Origin of the sequence: Pseudoalteromonas distincta (assembly GCF_005877035.1) — a bacterium.
Classification (GTDB): Bacteria; Pseudomonadota; Gammaproteobacteria; order Enterobacterales; family Alteromonadaceae; genus Pseudoalteromonas; species Pseudoalteromonas distincta.
In genome coordinates this window covers 2,136,291-2,159,395 of record NZ_CP040558.1, presented here as the reverse complement: position 1 = coordinate 2,159,395, position 23,105 = coordinate 2,136,291, and the positions used below count along the sequence as shown (strand labels likewise).

The 23,105-nt window shown below is 38.8% G+C and carries 13 protein-coding genes and 1 pseudogene; 13 read left to right on the top strand and 1 reads right to left on the bottom strand.

The window, feature by feature from the left end:
- Positions 1-100 precede the first annotated feature (100 nt).
- Positions 101-367 carry a DksA/TraR family C4-type zinc finger protein gene (locus FFU37_RS09515; protein WP_002962957.1) on the top strand — a complete coding sequence of 89 codons (267 nt, stop codon included), beginning with the start codon at positions 101-103 and terminating at the stop codon, positions 365-367.
- A gap of 284 nt (positions 368-651) precedes the next feature.
- Here the strand turns inward: FFU37_RS09515 and gloA are convergent, their stop codons facing one another.
- The gene (gene gloA, locus FFU37_RS09510; protein WP_024594782.1) at positions 652-1,053 is read right to left on the bottom strand and encodes a lactoylglutathione lyase; all 402 of its coding nucleotides are present in this window, start codon (positions 1,051-1,053) and stop codon (positions 652-654) included.
- 626 nt (positions 1,054-1,679) lie between these two features.
- Here gloA and FFU37_RS09505 point away from each other — a divergent pair.
- From FFU37_RS09505 to FFU37_RS09450, 12 genes and pseudogenes are all read left to right on the top strand, one after another.
- On the top strand, positions 1,680-2,558 hold the full coding sequence (locus FFU37_RS09505) for an NAD(P)-dependent oxidoreductase (protein WP_002962960.1): 879 nt from the start codon (positions 1,680-1,682) through the stop codon (positions 2,556-2,558).
- A gap of 147 nt (positions 2,559-2,705) precedes the next feature.
- The gene (locus FFU37_RS09500) at positions 2,706-4,964 is read left to right on the top strand and encodes a polysaccharide lyase 6 family protein (RefSeq protein WP_138489369.1); all 2,259 of its coding nucleotides are present in this window, start codon (positions 2,706-2,708) and stop codon (positions 4,962-4,964) included.
- A 5-nt stretch (positions 4,965-4,969) separates the two neighbouring features.
- Positions 4,970-7,186 (top strand): heparinase II/III domain-containing protein, encoded by a 2,217-nt coding sequence (locus FFU37_RS09495; protein ID WP_138489368.1) that lies wholly within the window; start codon positions 4,970-4,972, stop codon positions 7,184-7,186.
- A gap of 5 nt (positions 7,187-7,191) precedes the next feature.
- The gene (locus tag FFU37_RS09490) at positions 7,192-7,536 is read left to right on the top strand and encodes a cupin domain-containing protein (RefSeq protein WP_002962963.1); all 345 of its coding nucleotides are present in this window, start codon (positions 7,192-7,194) and stop codon (positions 7,534-7,536) included.
- Positions 7,537-7,538: 2 nt separating this feature from the next.
- Positions 7,539-8,846: an MFS transporter gene (locus FFU37_RS09485; protein ID WP_138489367.1), complete on the top strand. Its 1,308-nt coding sequence runs from the start codon at positions 7,539-7,541 to the stop codon at positions 8,844-8,846.
- A gap of 74 nt (positions 8,847-8,920) precedes the next feature.
- Positions 8,921-9,853 carry a sugar kinase gene (locus FFU37_RS09480; RefSeq protein WP_138489366.1) on the top strand — a complete coding sequence of 311 codons (933 nt, stop codon included), beginning with the start codon at positions 8,921-8,923 and terminating at the stop codon, positions 9,851-9,853.
- A 229-nt stretch (positions 9,854-10,082) separates the two neighbouring features.
- The gene (gene eda / locus FFU37_RS09475) at positions 10,083-10,700 is read left to right on the top strand and encodes a bifunctional 4-hydroxy-2-oxoglutarate aldolase/2-dehydro-3-deoxy-phosphogluconate aldolase (protein WP_002962275.1); all 618 of its coding nucleotides are present in this window, start codon (positions 10,083-10,085) and stop codon (positions 10,698-10,700) included.
- A gap of 14 nt (positions 10,701-10,714) precedes the next feature.
- The gene (gene fbaA, locus FFU37_RS09470) at positions 10,715-11,797 is read left to right on the top strand and encodes a class II fructose-bisphosphate aldolase (protein ID WP_138489365.1); all 1,083 of its coding nucleotides are present in this window, start codon (positions 10,715-10,717) and stop codon (positions 11,795-11,797) included.
- Positions 11,794-12,756, top strand: coding sequence for a class 1 fructose-bisphosphatase (locus FFU37_RS09465; protein WP_138489364.1), 963 nt, complete (start codon positions 11,794-11,796; stop codon positions 12,754-12,756). Before fbaA ends, FFU37_RS09465 begins: the two co-directional genes overlap by 4 nt.
- 451 nt (positions 12,757-13,207) lie before the next feature.
- The gene (locus FFU37_RS09460; RefSeq protein ID WP_138489363.1) at positions 13,208-15,940 is read left to right on the top strand and encodes a poly(beta-D-mannuronate) lyase; all 2,733 of its coding nucleotides are present in this window, start codon (positions 13,208-13,210) and stop codon (positions 15,938-15,940) included.
- 325 nt (positions 15,941-16,265) lie between these two features.
- Positions 16,266-19,298 (top strand): TonB-dependent receptor, encoded by a 3,033-nt coding sequence (locus FFU37_RS09455; RefSeq protein WP_138489362.1) that lies wholly within the window; start codon positions 16,266-16,268, stop codon positions 19,296-19,298.
- A gap of 522 nt (positions 19,299-19,820) precedes the next feature.
- A pseudogene (locus FFU37_RS09450) lies at positions 19,821-22,784 on the top strand (TonB-dependent receptor).
- The last annotated feature ends 321 nt before the right edge of the window (positions 22,785-23,105 follow it).

The window sequence follows — 23,105 nt, the reverse complement described above, 5'->3', positions numbered from 1 at the left end:
ACCTTCAAATAACTCCCCATGCCTAGCTTTATTATTCAGTACTTATAAAGATTCAATTTGGTAGCATAAATTTAAACATCCAACTTTATTAGGAGGATTTATGGCAAGTGGATGGGCACGAGACGGTGCAATTCAAGATCAAATTGATGCAAGTGTTAACGACGCCGTACAGTATGCAAGAAGCAATTTAATATCTGGTGCAAGTGCTGAGCTATGTGACGAGTGCGATGAAAAAATCCCACAAGCACGAAGGCTGGCGCTACCAGGAGTTCGCTACTGTGTTGCATGCCAAGCTGCAATAGAAGGTAATGGTGCCAGCGCTAAATCGTTTAATAGGCGTGGTAGCAAAGATAGTCAGTTGCGTTAAAAAAAGGTGCTGCAAAGCACCTTTTATTTAATACCAATCTGCATAACCATTTGAACAATAAATAAAATTAAACCTCTCCATAGTTATACCAACCAGCATAAATCTTTGATCAATCTAACGAATTAAATTGCACTATAACGTCGTTAAAAATTTTTATTTAGAACAACTAGATACAAAAATTTTTGCCTAGTTCTAGCGTAATTTTCTTAACGCTAAATAGACCCCATATATAAGCAGATTGGCATTAAGCAAATTGTTATAACTTGAATTAGTTGTTAAGTAATTTAAAATTTACTCATGTCTTCTTTTTTCTGAATTAACTCAATTGCATAGCCATCTGGGTCTTTTACAAAAGCAATTTCAGTAGTACCGCCTTTTACAGGCCCTGGTTCACGGCTTACATTGCCACCGGCAGCTTTAATATCTGCACATGCTTTGTAAATATCATCAAACTCAATAGCAATGTGACCATACCCATTACCTAGGTCGTAGCTATCCTCGTCCCAGTTATAAGTTAGCTCTAATACTGTGTTATCTGCTTCGTCGCCATATCCAACAAAGGCAAGAGTGTATCTGTATTCACTGTTATCAGCTCTGCGTAATTCTTTCATACCTAATATTTCAGTATAAAAAGCAATTGATTTATCCAAATCGGCTACACGAAGCATAGTATGTAATAAACGCATTTTTAGTTCCTTTAGTTATTTATTCAAAGTTAAGGGTATTTTTAATTAAGCGCTATTATTAAGCGCGTTTTAGGGGGTTTATATGTATTAGCCATATATGTAGGCATTATATATAAATCACAACCTTAATATGAGAGTGGGCTTAAAACAGTTTGAGTTCGACCTTTATAAATTACCAATTAATGAATCATTTTATTAAATTTTGAATATTTAAATAACCAGTACTCGATTATTGGTCAACCTATTAGTATAAAAAAAGTTACTGATTGTTCAACAAAAGTTAACCTTTGCTTAATTGTGTCTTTGCTATATAACTATCTGTTTTTATAGGGTTATTAAATTTATTGTTGTGTGATATGTAAAAATATGGCGTTTGCTTGGTTAACTTATTGGTTGACAAAAAAGCTGTATGGTAATACAGTTTTTGCATACCAATTGGTAAGTTGCTTGGTTTGAGTGAATACAATGTATTGGTAATTAATCAGAGTTACGTTTTGCACAGGTTAATTTATAAATAACTCAAGCTTAAAGTTACTCTACAAATTGAAACAAAAGACACAGCGTATTTATAGAGTAAATTTTACTTGTTCTTATAAAAGTATGCGCCACATATTTAGGAGTTATTCATGTCAAAACCAGTCATCGGTTTCATCGGCTTAGGCTTAATGGGCGGCAACATGGCCGAAAATTTACAAAACAAAGGCTATGAGCTAATTGTTATGGACCTTAGCAAAGATGCGGTTGCAGCATGTGTTGCTAGAGGCGCAAAAACAGCAAGCACTGCAAAAGAGCTAGCTGAAGGTTCAGATATTGTTATGTTTTGTCTTACGACGTCTGCCGTTGTAGAAAAAATTGTTTACGCAGAAGACGGTATCCTAGCGGGTATTAAAGAAGGTGCAGTATTAGTTGATTTTGGTACTTCTATCCCATCATCTACTAAAAAAATTGGTGCTGATTTAGCAGCTAAAGGCGCAGGCATGATCGACGCGCCACTAGGTCGTACACCAGCACATGCTAAAGACGGTCTTTTAAACATTATGGCTGCAGGCGATATTGATACATTCAATAAAGTTAAACCAGTACTGGAAGATCAAGGTGAAAACGTTTTCCATCTTGGTGAGCTAGGTGCAGGTCATACAACTAAGCTTATCAATAACTTCATGGGCATGACGACAGTATGTGCTATGTCACAAGCATTTGCAGTGGCAGAGCTTGCTGGTGTTGACCGTCAACAACTTTTCGACATTATGTCGACTGGCCCATCTAACTCACCGTTTATGCAATTTTGTAAAAACTATGCAGTTGATAATGTTAGCGACCTTGGTTTCTCGATTGCTAATGCAAACAAAGATTTAGGCTACTTCCTACAAATGGTAGAAGACCTAGGTACTGAATCAAAAATCGCTGAAGGTTCATCAGCTAACCTACAAGCAGCGTTTGACGCTGGTATGGGTCAAGGTAACGTTCCTGAAATTTTTGATTACTTCAAAAAGTTAGAAAAGTAATACTTCTCGACCTTATTGAGCGCTTTGAGCTTTAACTTAAAGCGCTTTAACACACATGACACCAATTGACTAAAGTCTTTGTGCAATGTCAGCTTTTTTTAATTCTGATGAAGCACTACTTTCAGTCACAACGAAAAAGAGTTAACTATGCGTTTGATTAATACAATAAAGCTTAGTCTAGTTCTCATCGGTTGCATATCCACACAAGTAGCGGCCAAAGATTATTTTATAGAAAATAAACAAGCTTTTAATGATATCGCAGCTAATCTAGTTGCTGGCGACAAAGTAGTACTTAAAAATGGTACTTGGTCTGACTTCGAAATTCTACTTGAAGGCCAAGGTACAAAAAACTCTCCTATTATATTAACCGCTGAAACTAACGGAAAAGTAATTCTATCAGGTCAATCTAACCTAAGACTTGCAGGTAAATACCTTGAAGCTTCTGGTTTAGTATTTAAAGACGGCTACACACCGAGCTCAGCTGTAATAGAATTTCGTAAAAATAAAAATGAATTAGCCTACAATTCACGAGTTACTCAAATAGTAATCGATAATTACAGTAATCCAGACAAACGAGAGTCTGATTATTGGGTTGCCTTATATGGACAACATAACCGCTTTGATCATAGTCATTTAGTTGGCAAACGAAATAAAGGTGTGACAGTTGCTGTTCGTTTAAACACTAAAGCAAGCCAGGAAAACTATCATCGTATAGATAACAACTATTTTGGCTACCGTCCTACTTTTGGTTCTAACGGTGGTGAAACCCTGCGTATTGGCACAAGCCATTACTCACTAACTGATTCGCATACATTGGTTGAAAATAATTACTTTGAACGTACCAATGGTGAAGTCGAAATTGTTTCGGTTAAATCAGGTAAAAATATCCTTCGTAATAACGTATTTTATGAAGCGCGCGGTACATTAACGCTGCGCCATGGTAACGGCAATCTTATAGAAGAAAATATCTTCATTGGTAATGGTGTTGATCACACAGGTGGTATCCGCGTTATCAATAAAGATCAAATTGTAAGAAATAACTACCTACAAGGCCTAACAGGCTATCGTTTTGGCAGTGGTTTTACTGTGATGAACGGCGTACCAAATTCATCTATTAATCGTTATCACCAAGTAGAAAATGCGACAATTGAAAACAACACATTTATAAATGTGCGTCATATTCAACTTGCTGCAGGTAGCGATGCTGAGCGTAGCGCAGCCCCAAAAAATAGCGTAATGAAAAACAACTTAATCATAAACCAAGATGGTGAACAGCCATTTACAACATTCGACGATGTAAGTGGGTTAGTATTAAGTAACAACATTGCAGATAAAAAAGTGCTTTCTGAGCTAACGTACGGTGTAAAAAAAGATAAGATCACGCTTGAAAAAGCAAGTAATGGTCTACTTTACCCAACATCTAAAAGTTTAAATGTAGGTGCAAAGCGCGATTTAAAAGTACTTAAAAAAGAAGATACCGGTGTTAGTTGGTATGCAAAAGTACCTGCTTTAGTTGATTTTGATTCTGGTAAGACACATTCTGTTAAAGCTGATGTAAGTGCATTACTAGACGCTATTGATAATGCAGAGTCAGGCGATGTTCTAGAGCTAGCGCCTGGCCAGTATGATGTGTCTAAACTGGTTAAAATTGATAAAACGTTGACAATTAAAGCAAAGCAGAACACAAAGTCTAAACTTACTTTTCAACGCTCTACCTTGTTTGAAATACATGATGGCGGCAGCTTAAAACTAGATGGTTTATCAATTTCAGGTGAAAACGCGCCAGATGCAATAGGTAACAGCATTGTTCGTACGCAAAAATGGGGTATGGTTGATAATTACCGCTTTGTAATGACCAACTCAGAGTTAAATGCTTTAGATATTAATCATTCATTCCATTTCTTTATCACTGGTAAAGGTGCAATGGCTGACGAAATTATTGTTACAGGTAATACCTTTAATACAGTAACAGGTGACATTTTACGTCTAAATACTGAAATTGAAGACTTAGGTGTTTATAACGCGGAATACGTCATTGTAAATAATAATACATTTAATAATGTAGAAGGCGGTGTACTTAAGCTTTACCGTGGTGGCACTGATGAAAGTACATTTGGTCCTCATTTTGAAATGACAAATAACACGCTTAATAACGTTGGCCTTGGTAAGCGTAACAAAGAGCAAGCGAGCATTTATGTTCACGGTGTTCAGGTTACTAATATTAAAGATAATAAATTTGTTAAATCTGCTCCTATTGTTGTAGAGCACACAGTAGGCGAGCCTAAAACTGAAATCTCAGGCAATACATTTAATGCAACTAAAGCACCAAGCGTTAAAGAGTTAAGAGTTAAAGGCCCACACACGGCAGTATTAAAAAATAACAACATTTTAAATAAGGCAGGGTAAATACTATGTACTTATTAAAATGCCAAACACGTTTTAAAATAGCTGCTGTAGCTGCAATTACATTACTTACATCATTGGGGGCGCATGCAGCGCACCCAAACTTAGTGATTACTACTGATGATGTTAAGCAAATGCGCCAAGCAATTAGTAGCAAAGGTAGCACAAAGTTTGCTACTGCGTTTGAATCGCTAAAAGCGCAAGTAGATGAACAAATTGCACAGCCTATCACTGTACCCGTTCCAAAAGATGGCGGTGGTGGTTATACACATGAGCGCCATAAGAAGAATTACCAACTTATGTACAACGCGGGCATTATTTATCAATTAAGCCAAGATGATAAATACGCAAACTATGTACGTGATATGTTGCTTGAGTATGCAAAATTATACCCAACGCTTGGTCTGCATCCAAAACGTAAAATGGACTCGCAAAACCCAGGGAAATTCTTTTGGCAAAGCCTAAATGAAGCAATGTGGCTTGTGTACACAATACAAGCTTATGATCTAATTTATGACTCGTTAAATGCCGATAATATTAAAACAATCGAGAATGACTTACTCCGTCCTGTTTCGTTGTTCACATCTGTAGGACAACCGTCTACATTTAATAAAGTACATAACCATGGAACATGGGCAACAGCGGGTGTTGGCATGGCAGGGTATGTATTAGGCGAACCTGAGTGGGTAGAAAAATCATTATACGATTTAGAAAAATCGGGTAAGGGTGGCTTTATTAAGCAGCTAGAGATGCTGTTTTCACCACAAGGTTACTATAACGAAGGTCCTTACTATCAACGCTTTGCACTATTACCATTTGTAACGTTTGCTAAAGCGATTGAAAACAACGAACCACAACGAAAAATATTTGAATATCGCGATGGCATATTATTAAAAGCGATTGATACGACGATTCAACTTAGCTACAACGGTTTGTTTTTCCCAATTAACGATGCAATAAAAAGTAAAGGCATCGATACCATTGAGTTAGTAAATGGTGTAACGGCAGCGTACGGCTTAACCAACGATGCAGGTTATTTAGATATTGCTAAGCAACAAGACCAAATAATTCTCTCTGGTGATGGGCTAAAAGTAGCTCAAGCACTTGATAACAACATGACAAAACCTTATTCGTTTAAATCTGTTGCCTTCGGTGATGGTAATGACGGTAAACAAGGTGCTTTAGTTGTAATGAGAACGCAGGTAGGTGGCGATCAAGCGCTACTGTTTAAACCTGCTGCACAAGGTTTGGGCCATGGTCATTTTGATAAATTAACATGGCAGTTTTATGACCACGGAAATGAAATTGTATCTGATTATGGCGCAGCACGTTTTCTAAATGTAGAAGCTAAATACGGCGGTCGTTATTTACCTGAAAACGAAACTTACGCTAAACACACTGTTGCGCACAATACGGTAGTGGTTGACGAAACAACGCATTTTAATGCAAATGTTGAAGTAGGAAATAGTAATTACCCTACACTTAACTTTTTCGAAACGAATGAATATGGCACGGTTTCAAGCGGCGAAATAAGCACAGCTTATAAAGGCGTTGATCTTGAGCGTACGCTTGCACTTATTAACTTACCTGAACTACAAAGCACAGTTGCACTTGATATATTTGATGTTGTTGCAAATAAAGCGCATCAGCTTGACCTGCCTTTGCATTATAAAGGTCAGCTTATCGATACCAGCTTTGAGTTAAAAGCAAATGCAGCACAGCTGTCTGCGCTAGGTACTAAAAATGGCTACCAACATTTATGGCTTAAAGCTCAAGCGCAACCTCAAAGTGGTTTAGCTAAAGTAACGTGGCTAAACGAAAATGGTCGTTTTTATACGCAAACGAGCTTGGTTAAAGGTGATGAGTCTTTCTTGTTTACTCAAATAGGCGCAAATGACCCTCACTTTAATTTACGCAACGAAAATGGTTTTATTCGTCGTGTTGAGGGTCAAAAGCAACATAAGTTTATATCTGTATTAGAGCCACATGGTGAGTACAACCCAAGTAAAGAATATACCCTAGAAGCTGTTAGTCGAGTTACAAAGCTTGAATATAGTCAGCAGGGCGATTTAACACTTGTTGAACTTGATATTAAAGGCAACTCATATTTAGTGGCTATTAATAAAGCACAAACATCAGCTAAAAACACATTCAATTATCAAAATAAAGAGTTCACTTTAAATGGCCGATTAGGCGTTTATATGATGAACAATAATCAGGAGTAAATAGGATGCAAAAGCAAAGCGCAAACTTTTCATTTGGTAACGAGACCGAAATAGAAGACTTAGGAAATGGTCTAAAACGTCAAATGCTAGGTTATAACGAAGAGCTAATGGCTGTTAAAATTTGGTTTGAGAAAGGGGCTATTGGTTATAACCATGCTCACAGACATTCTCAAGTAACGTATGTTGTTGAAGGTGAGTTTCACTTTAACATTGATGGCGTAACTAAAATCTTAAAACCGGGTGATAGCTGCTTAATCCCACCATTTGCTGATCATGGAGCTACCTGCCCAACAGGCGGAATCCTGATTGATACTTTTAGCCCAGCGCGTGAAGACTTTCTTGAGGATTAATTATGCAACTTAAAGGCTTACGTTGGTGGGTTATAGCGCTAATAGCGCTAGCTACCATTATTAACTATATCGACCGCCAAGCACTTAGTGTGCTTTGGCCGGACATTGTTGAAGATTTATTTCCTGATGAATCAGCGCTAGAACGCAAACAAATATACGCTAATATTTCTATTGTGTTTGTATTTGCTTATGCATTTGGTCAGGCAATCTTTGGTAAAATATTTGACTGGGTGGGCACACGCTTCGGTTTTGTACTATCAATAGGTGTTTGGTCTATTGCAACCGTTGCGCATGCATTTGCACAAGGTGTACTTAGTCTTAGTATTTTTCGCGCAATCTTAGGTGTAGCAGAAGCCGGTAACTGGCCTGGTGCAGCTAAAGGTAACGCAGAATGGTTCCCTACTAAAGAACGTGCTTTAGCACAGGGTATTTTTAACTCTGGCGCCGCAATTGGTGGCATTATTGCTATTCCTTTAATTGCTTATTTAACTATCTACTTTAGCTGGCAAATGGTGTTTGTTTTTGTTGGTGCATTAGGTTTCCTTTGGTTAGTTCCATGGTTAATTTTAGTTAAAGCACCGCCTAGCTCACATCCTTGGCTGACTGACGAAGAACGTGAATATATCTTAACGGGTCAAAGACGTGTTGATGACAACGGTGATGTAACTGGTGAAGACGAAGAGGAATATAACCCTACAACTGCTGAGTTACTTTCTCGTAAGCAAAGCTGGGGTGTAATCATTGCCTCTGCCGCAATTGACCCAATTTGGTGGTTATTTGTATTTTGGATCCCTATTTACCTAAACGAAGTATACGGCATGGATGTTAAATCTATTGGTATATATGGTTGGGTACCTTATGTTGGCGCTATGTTTGGTGCTTGGTTTGGTGGCTTATTGGCACAAAACAGGCTTAAAGCAGGTTGGAATACAGATAAAACACGTAAGCTTACTATTACGCTGGGTTGTTTAATTATGTTACCAGCGCTACTTGCAATGGCAAATCCAGGCGGACCAACAACAGCAGTACTAATTATGGCTGTTATCTTATTTGGTTTTCAAACTGCAATTGGTAACGTGCAAACACTACCAAGTGATTTGTTAGGTAAAAAAGCAGTGGGTACATTATCAGGTTTTTCTGGTATGGCGGCAAAGCTTGGTGCTGTAGGTCTTACATCGCTAGTACCTTTTCTTACTGCTGATGGTAACTACACACCAGCATTTGTAATTGGTGCTTCTTTAGCCATCATAGCAATGGCAGCTGTTTGGATTTTAATTCCAAAAATAGAACCTCTTAAAAAGCCTCAATAATCTAGATAATAACTGCTATGCCAACATATTTTGTATAAGTGCATAGCAGTTAACTACATAGGGTAACTTCCAAGATGAAAAATATTTACTTTATCGGTGAATGCATGGTCGAGCTTAGAGCTATGAGCGCGGCAACACTGCACCAATCATTTGCAGGCGATGTTTATAATTCTGCAGTGTATTTAAAACGTTGCTTCCCGCAGGTTACTACTTCGGTTGTTACGGCTTTAGGTCAAGATAATTTAAGTAAAAAAATGCTAGAACGCTTTGAAAGTGAACAAATAAATACGCAACTTGTATTTGCTCACGACACCAAAGTACCTGGTATGTACTACATAGAAACTGATGAGCATGGTGAGCGTAGCTTTATTTATTGGCGCAATGATTCTGCAGCTAAAAAGGTTGTTGATTTTTTAGATGCTGATGCACTCGAGCAGCTTAGCCAAGGTGATATGTTTTTCTTTTCAGGAATTTCATTAGCAATAATTGAAGAAAGTGCACGTGAAGACTTTTGGAAAGTGGTAAAGCAGCTTAAAGATGCTGGGGTTAAAATCGTTTTTGATCCTAATTACAGAGCACGTTTGTGGAATAGTGTAGAGGAAACAAAAGAGCAGTATCATTTAGCCTTTACGTTTGCAGATATTACTCTACCAGGCGTTGAAGATTTAACAACACTTTATGACGTTCATAGCGTAGAAGCAGTTGTTGAATATTTAAAACCTTACCAAATTGAAGAAATTGTTGTTAAAAATGGCCCTGAATCGGTAGTGACAAAAGAGGGCGATACGCTTCAAAGCCACACTATTGTACCGGTCAAAAACGTTGTAGATACAACATCAGCAGGGGATGCCTTTAACGGTGTTTACTTAGGTGCACGTTTATCTGATAAATCAATTTCAAGTGCTGTACAACTTGCTGCAAAAGCGGCAGGGACTGTTATACAGCAACCAGGTGCTATTGCTCCAAAAGATATATTTCAGCTAGCAATGGCTGAAGCTGGGATCTGATACCAATTTTATTAAAAACATGATCACCTTAGCGTATTAAATAACTCACTAACTACGTTAAAAATTATTTATATAGAACAACTATGTATCATAATTTTAGCCTTGTTATTGAGCTATTTTCTTGTCGCTATAATAGCTCATTAATTTAATGCAATTGGTATAACAAAATAATTAAACATTAAAGGCCGCCATACCTCGGCCGCATTACTTTTTATAAAGGAACAACGTTATGACTCGCTTTTCTGAACTTATGGCAGGACAAACACTGCTACCTATAATTCAAGCAGATACTCCAGAGCAAGGTGTTCAAATAGCGAAAGCTATGGCCAATGCTGGGCTTACTTTAGTTGAAGTAGTGCTAAGAACAGAGGCATCAATAGAGGCATTAAAAGCTATTAAAGCACAGGTGCCTGAGCTAAAAGTAGGTGCGGGAACAGTCATCAATACTGATATTTTGGAGCAAGCACTTGAAGCGGGTTCTGATTTTATTGTAACCCCAGCGGTGTCTCCTGCGTTACTTGAAGCACTTGCTAAATGTAATGTGCCGGTACTTCCTGGTGTATCAAACACCGGTGATATTTTAATGGCGCTTGAATATGGCTTTGAAGAGCAAAAATTATTCCCAGCATCGCTTGCCGGTGGCGCTCCTTTTGTGTCAGCTGTGTCGTCAGTATTTAGAGCAGTCAGCTTTTGTCCTACAGGTGGCGTTAGCGAAAGTAACAAAATGGACTATCTTTCTTTAAATAATGTATTCGCCGTTGGCGGTACTTGGATAGCGAAAAAAGAATGGGTTGAACAAGAAAATTGGCAAGCAATTACTGATTCTTGTATCCAGGCTTTAAAATAGAAAGGATTTCATAAATGAATTATTTAGCCCCAACAATACTACCAGGCGTAATCGTTGGTGACGAAGTAAGTGCTGTGTACGAGCATGCACGTACACATCAATATGCGTTGCCAGCGGTAAATGTTGTTAGTACAACATCTATTAATGCGACGCTAGAAGCTGCTAAAAAGAAAAACTCGCCCGTTATTGTTCAGCTTTCTAATGGTGGAGCACAATTTTTTTGTGGTAAAAGCTTATCTTTACCAGAGCAACAATCAGCTGTGCTTGGGGCGGTAAGTGCTGCAAGATATGTACATTCAGTGGCAGCACATTATGAAGTAGCAGTGATGCTTCACACTGATCACGCAGCTAAAAAGCTACTACCTTGGATTGATGGTTTGCTTGATGAAGGTGAAAGACACTTTGAACTGACTGGCAAACCATTGTTTAGCTCACATATGATTGATCTGTCAGAAGAGCCTTTAGAAGAAAATATCGAAATCTGTGAACGTTACTTAACGCGTATGGCAAAAATAGGTATGACGCTTGAAATTGAGCTTGGTTGCACGGGTGGCGAAGAAGACGGTGTTGATAACTCACACTTAGATAGTTCTGCTTTATACACTCAACCTGAAGATGTTGCATTTGCTTACGAACGCTTAAGTCGTATTAGCCCTAACTTTATAATTGCAGCCTCTTTTGGCAATGTTCATGGTGTATATAAACCGGGTAACGTTGTTCTTACGCCAACTATTTTAAAAGATTCACAAGCTTACGTATCAGAAAAATTTAATCTACCAAGTAACTCAATTAACTTTGTTTTTCATGGTGGTAGTGGTTCTGAGTACAGTAAAATTGCAGAGTCTTTAACGTATGGCGTAGTGAAGATGAATATTGATACCGATACGCAGTGGGCGTGTTGGACAGGTATTTTAGATTACTACAAAGACAAGCAAGCATACCTACAAGGGCAAATTGGTAACCCTGACGGGGATGATAAGCCAAACAAGAAATACTATGACCCTCGTGTATGGTTGCGTCATTCAGAGCAAAGTATGGTTGCAAGGTTAGAGCAATGCTTTGACGATCTAAATTGTGTAAACAGGTATAGCGCATGAAAAGATTAAATACAGTATTGAAAGAAGACGGTATAGATACCGATCTTATTTTACTTATTCGCACAATTTTAGCGACCAGTAAAGAAATTGCTTTTCGAGTAAGCCAAGGTGAATTAGCCGGTGTTTTAGGCTCAACTTTGAATGAAAACGTTCAAGGTGAAGTTCAAAAAAAGCTTGATGTAATCGCAAACCAACTACTTAAAGACATCCTACTTGATGATAGCAGTGTACGATCTGTTGCATCAGAGGAAGAAGATCATGCGGTAGGTGGCCACCCTGAAGGTAAGTTTATTGTTGCTTTTGACCCGTTAGATGGCTCTTCTAATATTGATGTTAATGGGCAAATAGGCACTATATTTACTATTTACTTAGCCCGTGATGATGTTCCTTTTGACAGCGACGAGCAATTTAGTCAGCCCGGTGTAAATCAAGTATGTGCAGGCTATGTGTTATACGGCCCTTCATCATTACTTGTAATGAGTACTGGCGGTCCTACGCGTTGTTATACGTTAGACTCAACACACGGCGGTTACTTACTGACAAATAAGCAGTTAAGTGTACCAGAACAAAGTCGTGAATTTGCCGTAAATATGGCTAACTACCGTTACTGGGACGAACCAACTCAAGTGTATTTTGATAAATTGCTATACACCTGTGAAAGCTTTGAAAAAAGCTCAATGCGTTGGAATGCAGCGATGGTAGGCGACGTTCATCGTATTTTATGCCGAGGCGGGTTATTTTTGTATCCACAAGATAAACGCAGTGGTAACGATAACGGAAAAATAAGACTGCTTTATGAAGCAAACCCGTTAGCACTTTTAGTTGAAAACGCAGGTGGTAAAGCAACCTCTAGAGGAACGCGAATTTTAGATATTGCGCCAACTAGCTTGCACCAGCGTGTGCCTGTTGCTTTGGGTTCAAATGAGCCTGTAGAGTTTTATAATAACGCCATGTTATAAAACAGCACTCAAAAAAAGGGGTAAGAAAATTGCCCCTTGTTTTACCCTTAATTTTAATTCTCTTTGTAAATCATCCTCTTTATACAAACTCACTTCTTTTCTTATTGTCTTCAAATAAGAATACTTCACATATATTTAATAATATTACCTACTAAACCCTATATAAAACTAAGTTTTTACTATAACGCTATGTATCTTCAACGTTATTTTTCACAATTGAATTCAATTTTTAACCAACAATAAAAGCCCAAGGTTAACTTGGTGTTTATTTATTGTTATTTAATTAGGTGGGGATAGTGGAAAAACTTATTTTATTGTGGTTATATTACCAAGTTGGTTAACAATTCATTTGCAATTTAAATGAATTTGGTAATAAACACATGATTTATTTGGTAACACACACAATAGATAGCCAAATATTAAAACTATAAATTTGGAGAATAGAGCCACCATGAAATTCAAACATTTTGCGCTATGCGCTATTGCAGCAGCAATCGTTGGTTGTGACACAAACTCAAACAACAATGACAACAACTTGGGCTCTATTGCTCTTAGTGGAACTGTTACAAGCGGACAAACATTAACAGCTGAAGTTAGTGACCCTGATGGTATCTCAGGTGACGTGACTTACTACTGGTATGCAGATGGTGAGGCAATTGCTGGTGCAAATAGCGCTTCGTTTACACTGACTGACGATCAGATAGGGTTACCAATTACAGTTCAAGGGCTTTATACCGATGATGGCGGTATCAATGAATCGCATATTACAGATCCAACCGCAGATGTTGCCGCAATCGCATTCCCTGCAAGTTTAACTATTACGGGCGACGCTCTAGTTGGTTCGCAACTAACAGCCAATGTAGCTGACGAAAATGGCTTTGATGGCGATACAGTAACTTATAAATGGTTTGCTGATGACATAGAGATTGCAGATGAAGCACTTTCAACGCTTACGTTAACAGACGCACAGTTTGGTACAGTTATTACAGTTAGTGCATCTTTTGAAGATAGCCGTGGGTTTAACGAGTCTGTAACTTCAGCCGGTACAGAGGTTGTAGCACGAACAAACTCAGAAGGCGAAGTTACAATTAGTGGCACGCCAACCGTTGGTAATATATTAACAGCAGAAGTTGCTGATACCGATGGGGCAACAGGAGATATCACTTATCAATGGCTTGCTGACGCACAAGAGATAGATGGCGCAATAGAGAGCACCTTTACAGTTGATGCATCACTTTTAGGTCAAAAGATAAGTGTTCAGGTTGCTTATACAGATGATAATGGGTTTATCGAGGATAATACATCAGAGGAAACAATTGCTGTTTCTGCTATTGCGGTTGACGAAGCCGGTAGCGTAGCCATTATGGGCGTAGTGCCTTATTTAACAACTGGCGAGTTAACCGCTGAGATAACTGATAACAACGGCGTTGAAGAGGCAAACGTTACTTATACTTGGTCTGCTGATGGCGTTGAAATAGCAGGGAGCAATAGTAAAACATTTACACCTTCTGATTACGCTGGCTCAATAATGTCAGTAAAAGCCACGTATACAGATAATGATGGCTTTGCGAGTGAGGTTACAAACTCACTTGATACACTGGTTTACACTCAATTAGTTAGTAACCCTGAAGCACTCCTTGGTGCTATAAGTGGCGGTTTAGCTGACGGTGATGTTATTGGTTTAAACACCGGTGTTTATGCTGATATGGACGCAATTTTATTAACCAGTGCAGTAACGCTTCGCGCTGTAGAAGGTCAAACTCCTGTACTTAGTGGTGAAGTATGTGTGCATGTAGCTGCTGGAGTAGATGGCGCTGGGTTAACAGGGCTTACCTTTAAGAATATAGATACTAAAGCGGGTGCATTTTGTGAAACCGAAGAAGGTGCTGTTATTTACTCAGAAGGGGATAACTTTACTTTTTCGCAAAACACGATGGATGGAGAAGAAGCGACACTCAATAACTCTGAATATCATTGGCTGATGATAAAAGGTCAAAGTGCGTTGGTTGAGCGAAATACGTTCTCTAATCGAAATGTAGCAGAAAAAGGGTCTGTGATAAAAATATCATCATCAAGCTCTGATCACGTTATTCAATATAATTTATTTAGTGACAGTGATAATCCAAACTTTGATCAATCAAGTTTATACTTAATCAATGCAGGTAGTACAACGGGTAGTGGTGCAGCTGATAACGCAAACTTTACTATTCAGTATAACCGCGTAGAAAACTTTGTAACGGGTCGTCGTTTAATGCGTGTACAAACTTCTGGCGCAACCATCAAAGGCAATACAATCGTAAATCCTAATGGTGGTATTTCATTAGAAGATGGTGGATTTAATAGTGTTACAGACAACATTATTATTCGTACTACAGATATTGCAAGCTCAAGTGATAGACCTGCTGGGGTATTGATCACACCACTTGGTCATACTGTGAGTAACAACTACATTGCTGGTATTCGTTCTGGTAATAAAGAAGCGGGCGGTATTGTATTTACGGCAAATCCATTTTCGCAAGCTGACGGCGGTGTGCCAAACTCGGGTAACCAAGCTGTGCTTGATAGCGCTGGCGACTTTACACTAAATGTAACAAATAATACGGTTTTGAATTCACAGCAACCTATTGTATTTAGTACGGAAATTGGTTCTCGCGCTCCTGTTGCTGACTGTGATGAGTTAACCGCAGCGAATGCGCCGGTACTCTATGGGCTGACCAAAAATGCGTTTGTTATAAACTTTAATGGAAATTTAATTGCAAACGGTTTAGGTGATCAAACAGACGCAGATACAATAAGCAGCAGTGCTACAACTCAAGGCCTATTTTACCCAAATACACTTGATAGTGACCATGCTTTTGAATATGACTGTGACTTAATTAATCATGACAGCTCGCTGCTAAGTAACAACTTTGGTTATATGGATAGTCGAGTATCAGGCGATGCAAGCGGTGACTGGGTTGAAATTAGAAAACTAAATGGTAATGGCGCATTCGATACTGATGGTGCAATTGACCAAGACCCAGCAACTAATGGTAAAGAAGTGCTTGAGTACGTTACAGCAGCAAGTACGTTATTAGAAACTGACCCTGCAGGCCTTCAGGCAGAGGCGGGTGCTAAAGGTCTTCATTATATTCAATCATCTGAAGTAGGTGTTGGATCTACATGGAAAATACAAAACGATTAAGTAACCAAATAATCAGTTAACTTTTAAAAGCCCCAAATTTGGGGCTTTTTTATTATTTATTAATAATCACCACACTTTTCTCAACCTACATTACCCATTTATCGACTAGTTTAGATCTATATATATTCTAGTAAAAAACCTGCCTGACCTACTGGTAATGCCGTTAAGTTAAAATTGGTATACCTTATGGTAATATTAAAACGTCAAATTGGTTGATCATCGTGCTGGGTTTAAGTATATTAATGTCAAAGGTCACATAAAATATACATCAGCATAACAAGCTAACACACTAAAATCACACAACAACAACCAGCGGAGAATTCAAATGTCGTTGAAGTCACGAGATAACAATAATTCTACAACAGGGCAGTTTGCAATGCGCCCAGTTGCAAAATGGGTAAGAACAGCGGTCATCGCAGGTATGGCAAGTTCTTGCGTATTTACAGCAAGCGCACAGGAAGATCAGGGAAAAGCGACAGAAGTTGAAGAAGACGTTGAAATAATTAGTGTTACAGGTACACGTAGAACGATTCAAGACCAAATAGCAATTAAACGTGAAGCAACAACGGTAGTTGATGGCCTGTCATCTGAAGATATTGGTGATTTACCAGCACTGTCTATCGGTGAAGCACTAGAATCAATTACAGGTGCTGCATCTCATCGTGAAAACGGTGGTGCTACAGAAATCACTATCCGTGGTCTTGGTCCATTTTTAAGTGCAACACACATTAATGGTCGTGAAGCGACTAATGGTAGTGGTGACCGCTCAGTTAACTTTTCGCAGTTTCCTTCTGAACTTGTAAAAAAAGTAGCGATATATAAAACGCAAGATGCCTCAATGATTGAAGGTGGTGTTGCAGGTGTTATTGCACTTGAAACTATAACTCCACTTGATTTTGGCAAACAACGTGTATCAGCTGAAGTTAAACTAAATTACAACCCTGATGAAGGTAATGTAGATAACTCGCTACAAAGTGACGCGGGTTACCGTGGCACGTTTAGTTATGTTGATCAGTTTGAATTTGATAACGGCCAAGCCGTTGGTGTGTCTTTTGGTGTGCAGCGCCAAGAAATTAGTCAACCAGAGGCTGAATACAGAAGCTCTAGCCCATCAGGTTCTTCATTGTGGGCGTGTTTAAACGATCCGACTAATACCAATGAAGGTTTTTATCGCAGCAGCGCAGGCGACTGTGAAGACCAAGTTAATGGCAGTAGTAACCAAGGTTACGATACAGAAATTGATCCAGAAACAGGTAAAGCAGTAAGTGATGGGACTCCTTATGCTTGGACTGGCAGTAGCCGAAGCTTTCGTCAAAACGAGACATCTGATGAACGTGATGCAGTATTTTTTGCACTGCAATACCAACCGTCAGCTGATTGGGATGTTAACTTTGATGCACAAATTTCAGATAGAACACAACAAGAAGCACGCCACGATTTAATCTTTTTACAAAAACGTGCAACACCAGGTGTAACCGGTCCAACACTTGTAACTAACGATGTAGGCGGTATTTTACATTGGGAAGGTGAAGAGCGTATTGAATCAGCGGGTGAGCAATTTTCTCGTGAAGAAAACTACCAAGGTTATGGCATAAATATAGAACATACAGTTACCGATAGATTAACTGTTGACTTAGATTTAGCGTATTCAAAAACTGAACGTGAAGAACTTCAAATATCTAACCGTGGTAGAACATCAGGTCGTAATTTCTTTTCTTGGGACATGGGCGATGAAATTCCTCATTTCACACTGACAGATTTTGACGTAACAGATATTTCAAACTTTACAGATAGCCTAAGAACACGACTTGACCGTGAAAATGTTCGTGAAAACGAAGTTATCTCAGCGCGACTAGATTTTGACTATGCGCTAGATGGCAACGTTTTTACAAGTATTCAAGGTGGCATTAGAACATCTGAAATGACCTTCCTACAGTATGGTGGTAGCCAAGGTAACGGTTCAAGAAACGAATTTACACTAGACTCTGGTACTGAAGCGCTTGACGTATTACAAGGTTGTCAAATCGATTTCCCTGAATCAGGCTTTTTATCGAGTGTATCTGATGGTGATATCGTAACAAATATTGATAGCGACGGTAACGTTGTAGCTAGCGGTACAGGCTCATCATGGGCTACATACGACAACGTATGTTTCTCACAAGCTGTAGCTGGTTCTAACGCTGATGGTGTGTTTGCTTACCCAGAAGTGGAATATGAAAATGCAGGTACAATTGATGTAACAGAGAAAACAACATCAGTGTACTTAATGGCTAACTACGATACTGAAATGTTTGGCAAATTCATTCGCGGTAACTTTGGTCTTCGTATTGTAGACACAGAAGTAACTTCGATTGGATTTAGAAATAGCTTTGACGTAGTAACAAGCGACACAGGTATACTGTCTCTAGTTGAGTCTGATAACGGTTCACTGGATAAAATAAAAAGTGGTGGCGATTACACTAAGTATTTACCAAGCTTTAACCTAGTTATTGATTACAGTGAAGATATTTTATTCCGTGCAGGTATATACCGTGGTATGTCACGCGCAGATCCATCTGATTTAGGCTATAGCCGTACATTCCAAGAAGATACAGAAGGTACAGCAACATCAATCAGCGATTTATTAGTGGGTGTAAATGGTTCTGGTAATCCAGACACTCAACCACTTATGTCGTGGAACTACGATGCTGCGTTTGAATGGTACCCTAACGAAGATTCAATCTTAGCGTTAAGCCTATACTACAAACAGTTCAATGGCGGTTTTCAACAACAAACCGTAATTGAAGAATTTACTGTTGGTGGTGAAACAGTTTCACTACCAATCACCAACTCTGTTACGTCAGACGAGGACAGTGAAATACTAGGCCTAGAAGCTTCATTTTCTTACCGCTGGGATAATGGCATCGGTATGAAATTTGGTTACAACTATGCAGACACTGACTTTGAGTTCCAAGATAGCCTATACGGCGATACGTTTGTTACTGATGTAGACGGTAATACTACACAATTAACTGACGGTATTGTTGAGTCGGCTTCAGTACCTGGCTTCTCAAAGCATGTATTTAGCAGTCAGCTGTACTACCAAATTGGTGGGTTTGATACTGCCGTTATTTACAAATATCGTAGTGAGTATTTCCAACCATATACTACAAACGGTACTCGACTTCGTTATGTTGATGGCGTAGGTGTGTGGGAAATGCGCGCATCATACAAAATCGATGAGCACTTTAGAGTTAAAGCAGAAGCAATTAACTTGTTCAGCGCACCTAAATCACAAGATTTCTTTGTTGAAGGAAACTTAGGTGAAGTGAATGACTACGGCCCACGCTTATTCTTAGGCTTAAGCTACAAGCTGTAATAATGGTTAAACATTAAATCTCATTAAAAAGGCGGTTTTACCGCCTTTTTTGATCCCTAAATTCTTCAATTTTATATTTTTGATAACGCTAATAAATAGCACTCAACACAGCTCGCTCTCTAATAACGCTTCTTGGCTCAAAAATAAATTGGTTAACCAATAATGCCATTTATTAAGCGCGTACAACATCATCGGTTTCTCCTGCCTAAATTATTTCATTTTTAAAACACTAACTCTTTTAATCCTTGTAATTGATAGCTCAATTTCTAATTAAATTTAAAATCAATAAATAACATGAACTTAAAATCCATCTTATGATTTTAATTTATAGGTTAGTTAAGTTTTTCTATTTTGGTAATAACATATTGCATAATATTTGATCTAAATTTACTACCAAAAGGTTGACCTTTTTATAGTTGGGTGTAAATATAAAGTTAAGGGTTTGTAATAATTAAGGGCTTTTAATAAAAACAATAAAGTAGCTGGTTAAACATAGCATTTCACACACACAGGAAAAAAACTATGAGTCACAAGTTATCTAAAATTACACTGGCAGTTATATCGGCAACCGCACTTGGTATGTCTTTGTCTACACAGGCGCAAGAAGCTCCAAAAAAAGCTGCAGACGATCTTGAGGTGATTGAGGTTTCAGGCATTCGACAATCGCTTACAAATGCACTTGCACAAAAGCGTTCAGCAGATAGCCTTGTTGAGATTATTGAGGCAGTCGATATTGGTAAGCTACCAGATCAAAACCTCGCAGAAGTACTTGAAAATGTAACGGGGATTCAAATTACCCGTGAAGCAGGGGTAGGTACGGGCGTTCAAATTCGTGGTACCAATGCTAATCGTACAGAAGTGAACGGCGTATCAACAGTTGGCTCTGGGTCTGGGCGAAGTGGCATTAGTTTTGAAGATGTATCAGCTGCAATCATCTCTGGTGTAGAAGTAATTTAATCACCTGAAGCAAAAACAATCGAAGGCTCTGTGGGCGCAACAATAAACCTTAAAACAATTCGCCCGTTACAGTTAAATGAAACTCTAGGCTCAATTAGAGTTCAAGGTGAAGATAGTAGCTTATCAACAGATGGTGTTACTCCTAGGGTATCGGGTGCTTGGGGTGATAACTGGGAGCTTGATTCGGGCGGTAAGTTTGGTGTTGTATTTAGTGGTAGTTACAGTGAGCAAGACGTAACCGCATTTCGTCCTCGTGCTGATAGAGATAATTCGGTAGCCGCTGATAGTGGTGCTGCAAGTGCACAATCGTTTGATTTTCTACCAGTACAATTTTTAATTCAAGATTACGATAATTACGAATACGAGACAAAAAACTTCGCAGGTACATTTGAATATGCACCAAACGATAATATGAAATTCTTTTTTGATGCAGTTGTTAATGATCAAGAGCGCCGCCAAGAAAGCTCAAGAGTACAAGCATCTGGCCTAAGTGATCTTAGAAATGTATCAATACCGAGTGAATTTGAAACAGTTAATTTTGGTTCACTTGACGGACAAAACCTAGGCAGCATACAAGCGGCCGTAAGAGGCGTTATTCCAGTTGAAGACGGTGGTGGCGATCCTAACTTACGTTTTTCTAGCGATACTAATTCACGCATTACAAAGAGCAAAATATTTAGAATAGGGGGCGAATGGCAAGGCGATAGATTATTTGCAAGTGTTGAAGCCTCAACCTCTCGTTCTGATTCAACTACACCAAGCTTTAATACAACGCTTAATTTTATAAATCCAAATGTCGCTACTAATTCGTCAAATGAAAACGGTACTCCTTTTGAGTATGATCTTACAGGTGATGCACTTACATTTGGTATTGCAACGGGGGAGGCAAACGCGCCAACAATGGCTCAATTACTCGACCCTGCAAATGTTGTTCTACGTGATGTAAACCAAGGGCAAGACGAGTCAGAAAATACAGAAGATGCGTTTCGTACAGATTTTACATATTACTTAGATGATGTAATAACGTCAGTCGATTTTGGTTACCGCTACAGCAAAACGAGCAGTATGTCGGATCAAGTTCGCTCTAACGTTGGTTTAAGAAATATGGCTGATAGTCCAACGGGTGATTTATTTGCACAATTATTAACAGCGGGCCCAGATAACTTTAACGATGGTGATGGGCGAGCACTTTATATTCGTGATTTCTTACTTATAAACCCAGAGCTTGCATCCTCTGATCCACAAGCTGTATTAGCAGCACTTAACCAAGCGATTGAAGCTAATAATGCAATAACGGGTTCTGATCGTGGTCCAATAAGTTCACCAACGTCTCAAGTAAATGCGTTTTTTGATATTGAAGAAGAAACACATGCCTTATATGCACAAGCTAATTTTGAGTATGGCATGTTTCGCGGTAACTTTGGCCTACGTTATTTAGAGACTGAAGTTACATCGCTAGGTAACTCTGTTACTCAAGATGGAAGTGGCAACGAACTGGTGACTCAAGTAACGTCAAAAGGTGATTACGATTTCTTTTTACCGCGATTTAATTTAGCCGCGAATGTAAGTGAAGATGTGATTGTTCGTCTAGGTTGGTCAAAAGATATCAGATGCCCAGATTTTGATGACCTATCTACGTCTGTTACGTTTGGCACCAGCCCTAATAGTGCAGTTTCAATAGGTAACTCAGGCTTAGAGCCAGAAGAAGTAACCTCTTTCGATATATCCACTGATTGGTATTTTGCACCCGCTGCTTTATTAAGTGTGGGGTACTTTCATAAAACACGTAGCGATTTGCACGTTACACAGCAAGTTGACCCATTTGAAGACCCAAGCACAGGCTTTCGCGATACAAATGGTCCAGAATGTGAAGGCGGCGGCATATTTAACCCAATTGCTGACATAAACGTATTTGGCCCAGATGCTGGTGTAGGGTTATGTGTACCAACACAAACTACTATTAATGATTCTGGTGAAACAACACAGCAAGGCATCGAGCTTGCAGCTCAATACGACTTATCAAATTTTGAAAAAGAGCTAGGCTGGGCATCAGGTTTTGGTGTGGTTGCTAACTATACTTATCAAGAATTTTCTGGTGGTGAATCATTTGACACCGCAACGAGTCGTGCAAATGCTGTTTTTGCATTAACAACCGGTAACCCGGATGCAGACATAAGTGCTAAGCAATCACTCATTGATTTGTCAGAAAACGCATATAACATCACATTCTACTATGAGAAATACGGTCTATCTGCTCGAGCGCGTTACACGTGGCGCGAAGGGTACCGTTCAACTGACTTTGGTAGCACTTCAAGCTTCCCATGGGGTTTCCCTGTTGTACAAGAAGACAGAGGGCAGCTTAATGCCAGCATAAGTTATGATGTGAACGATCAGCTAAATATCGGTATTGAAGCCGTTAACTTAACTGAGTCAGAAGTTAGCCAGTCTTGTGTGAACGAAGGTGCTTTACTTTGTTTCCAAGGTATTACAGACCGCCGTATTACATTTGGCGCAAGCTATAGATTTTAAAAGTTATAGTTAAATCGAGTCTATAAGTGTGTGTATTTAAAGACGCTAAAAGCAAGCCATCTGGCTTGCTTTTTTTTAACTATAATTAGTTAACATTTACAAAAATGATTTATTCCACTTTGTATTTTACTTATCAATACCGTTACAGCGGCAATGTCTTGCGAAACTGCCACCAGTAATTATACCAACCTGCATAAATCTTTGATCAATTTAACGAATTAAATTGCACTATAACGTCGTTAAAAATTTTTTATTTAGAACAACTAGATACAAAAATTTTTGCCTAGTTCTAGCGCAATTTTCTTAACGTTAAATAGACCC

What these genes read in the sequence shown, in the direction of transcription:
- FFU37_RS09515 (WP_002962957.1), top strand. Translation starts at nt 101, where the DNA reads ATGGCAAGTGGATGGGCACGAGACGGTGCAATTCAAGATCAAATTGAT.
- gloA (WP_024594782.1), bottom strand. Translation starts at nt 1,053, where the DNA reads ATGCGTTTATTACATACTATGCTTCGTGTAGCCGATTTGGATAAATCA.
- FFU37_RS09505 (WP_002962960.1), top strand. Translation starts at nt 1,680, where the DNA reads ATGTCAAAACCAGTCATCGGTTTCATCGGCTTAGGCTTAATGGGCGGC.
- FFU37_RS09500 (WP_138489369.1), top strand. Translation starts at nt 2,706, where the DNA reads ATGCGTTTGATTAATACAATAAAGCTTAGTCTAGTTCTCATCGGTTGC.
- FFU37_RS09495 (WP_138489368.1), top strand. Translation starts at nt 4,970, where the DNA reads ATGTACTTATTAAAATGCCAAACACGTTTTAAAATAGCTGCTGTAGCT.
- FFU37_RS09490 (WP_002962963.1), top strand. Translation starts at nt 7,192, where the DNA reads ATGCAAAAGCAAAGCGCAAACTTTTCATTTGGTAACGAGACCGAAATA.
- FFU37_RS09485 (WP_138489367.1), top strand. Translation starts at nt 7,539, where the DNA reads ATGCAACTTAAAGGCTTACGTTGGTGGGTTATAGCGCTAATAGCGCTA.
- FFU37_RS09480 (WP_138489366.1), top strand. Translation starts at nt 8,921, where the DNA reads ATGAAAAATATTTACTTTATCGGTGAATGCATGGTCGAGCTTAGAGCT.
- eda (WP_002962275.1), top strand. Translation starts at nt 10,083, where the DNA reads ATGACTCGCTTTTCTGAACTTATGGCAGGACAAACACTGCTACCTATA.
- fbaA (WP_138489365.1), top strand. Translation starts at nt 10,715, where the DNA reads ATGAATTATTTAGCCCCAACAATACTACCAGGCGTAATCGTTGGTGAC.
- FFU37_RS09465 (WP_138489364.1), top strand. Translation starts at nt 11,794, where the DNA reads ATGAAAAGATTAAATACAGTATTGAAAGAAGACGGTATAGATACCGAT.
- FFU37_RS09460 (WP_138489363.1), top strand. Translation starts at nt 13,208, where the DNA reads ATGAAATTCAAACATTTTGCGCTATGCGCTATTGCAGCAGCAATCGTT.
- FFU37_RS09455 (WP_138489362.1), top strand. Translation starts at nt 16,266, where the DNA reads ATGTCGTTGAAGTCACGAGATAACAATAATTCTACAACAGGGCAGTTT.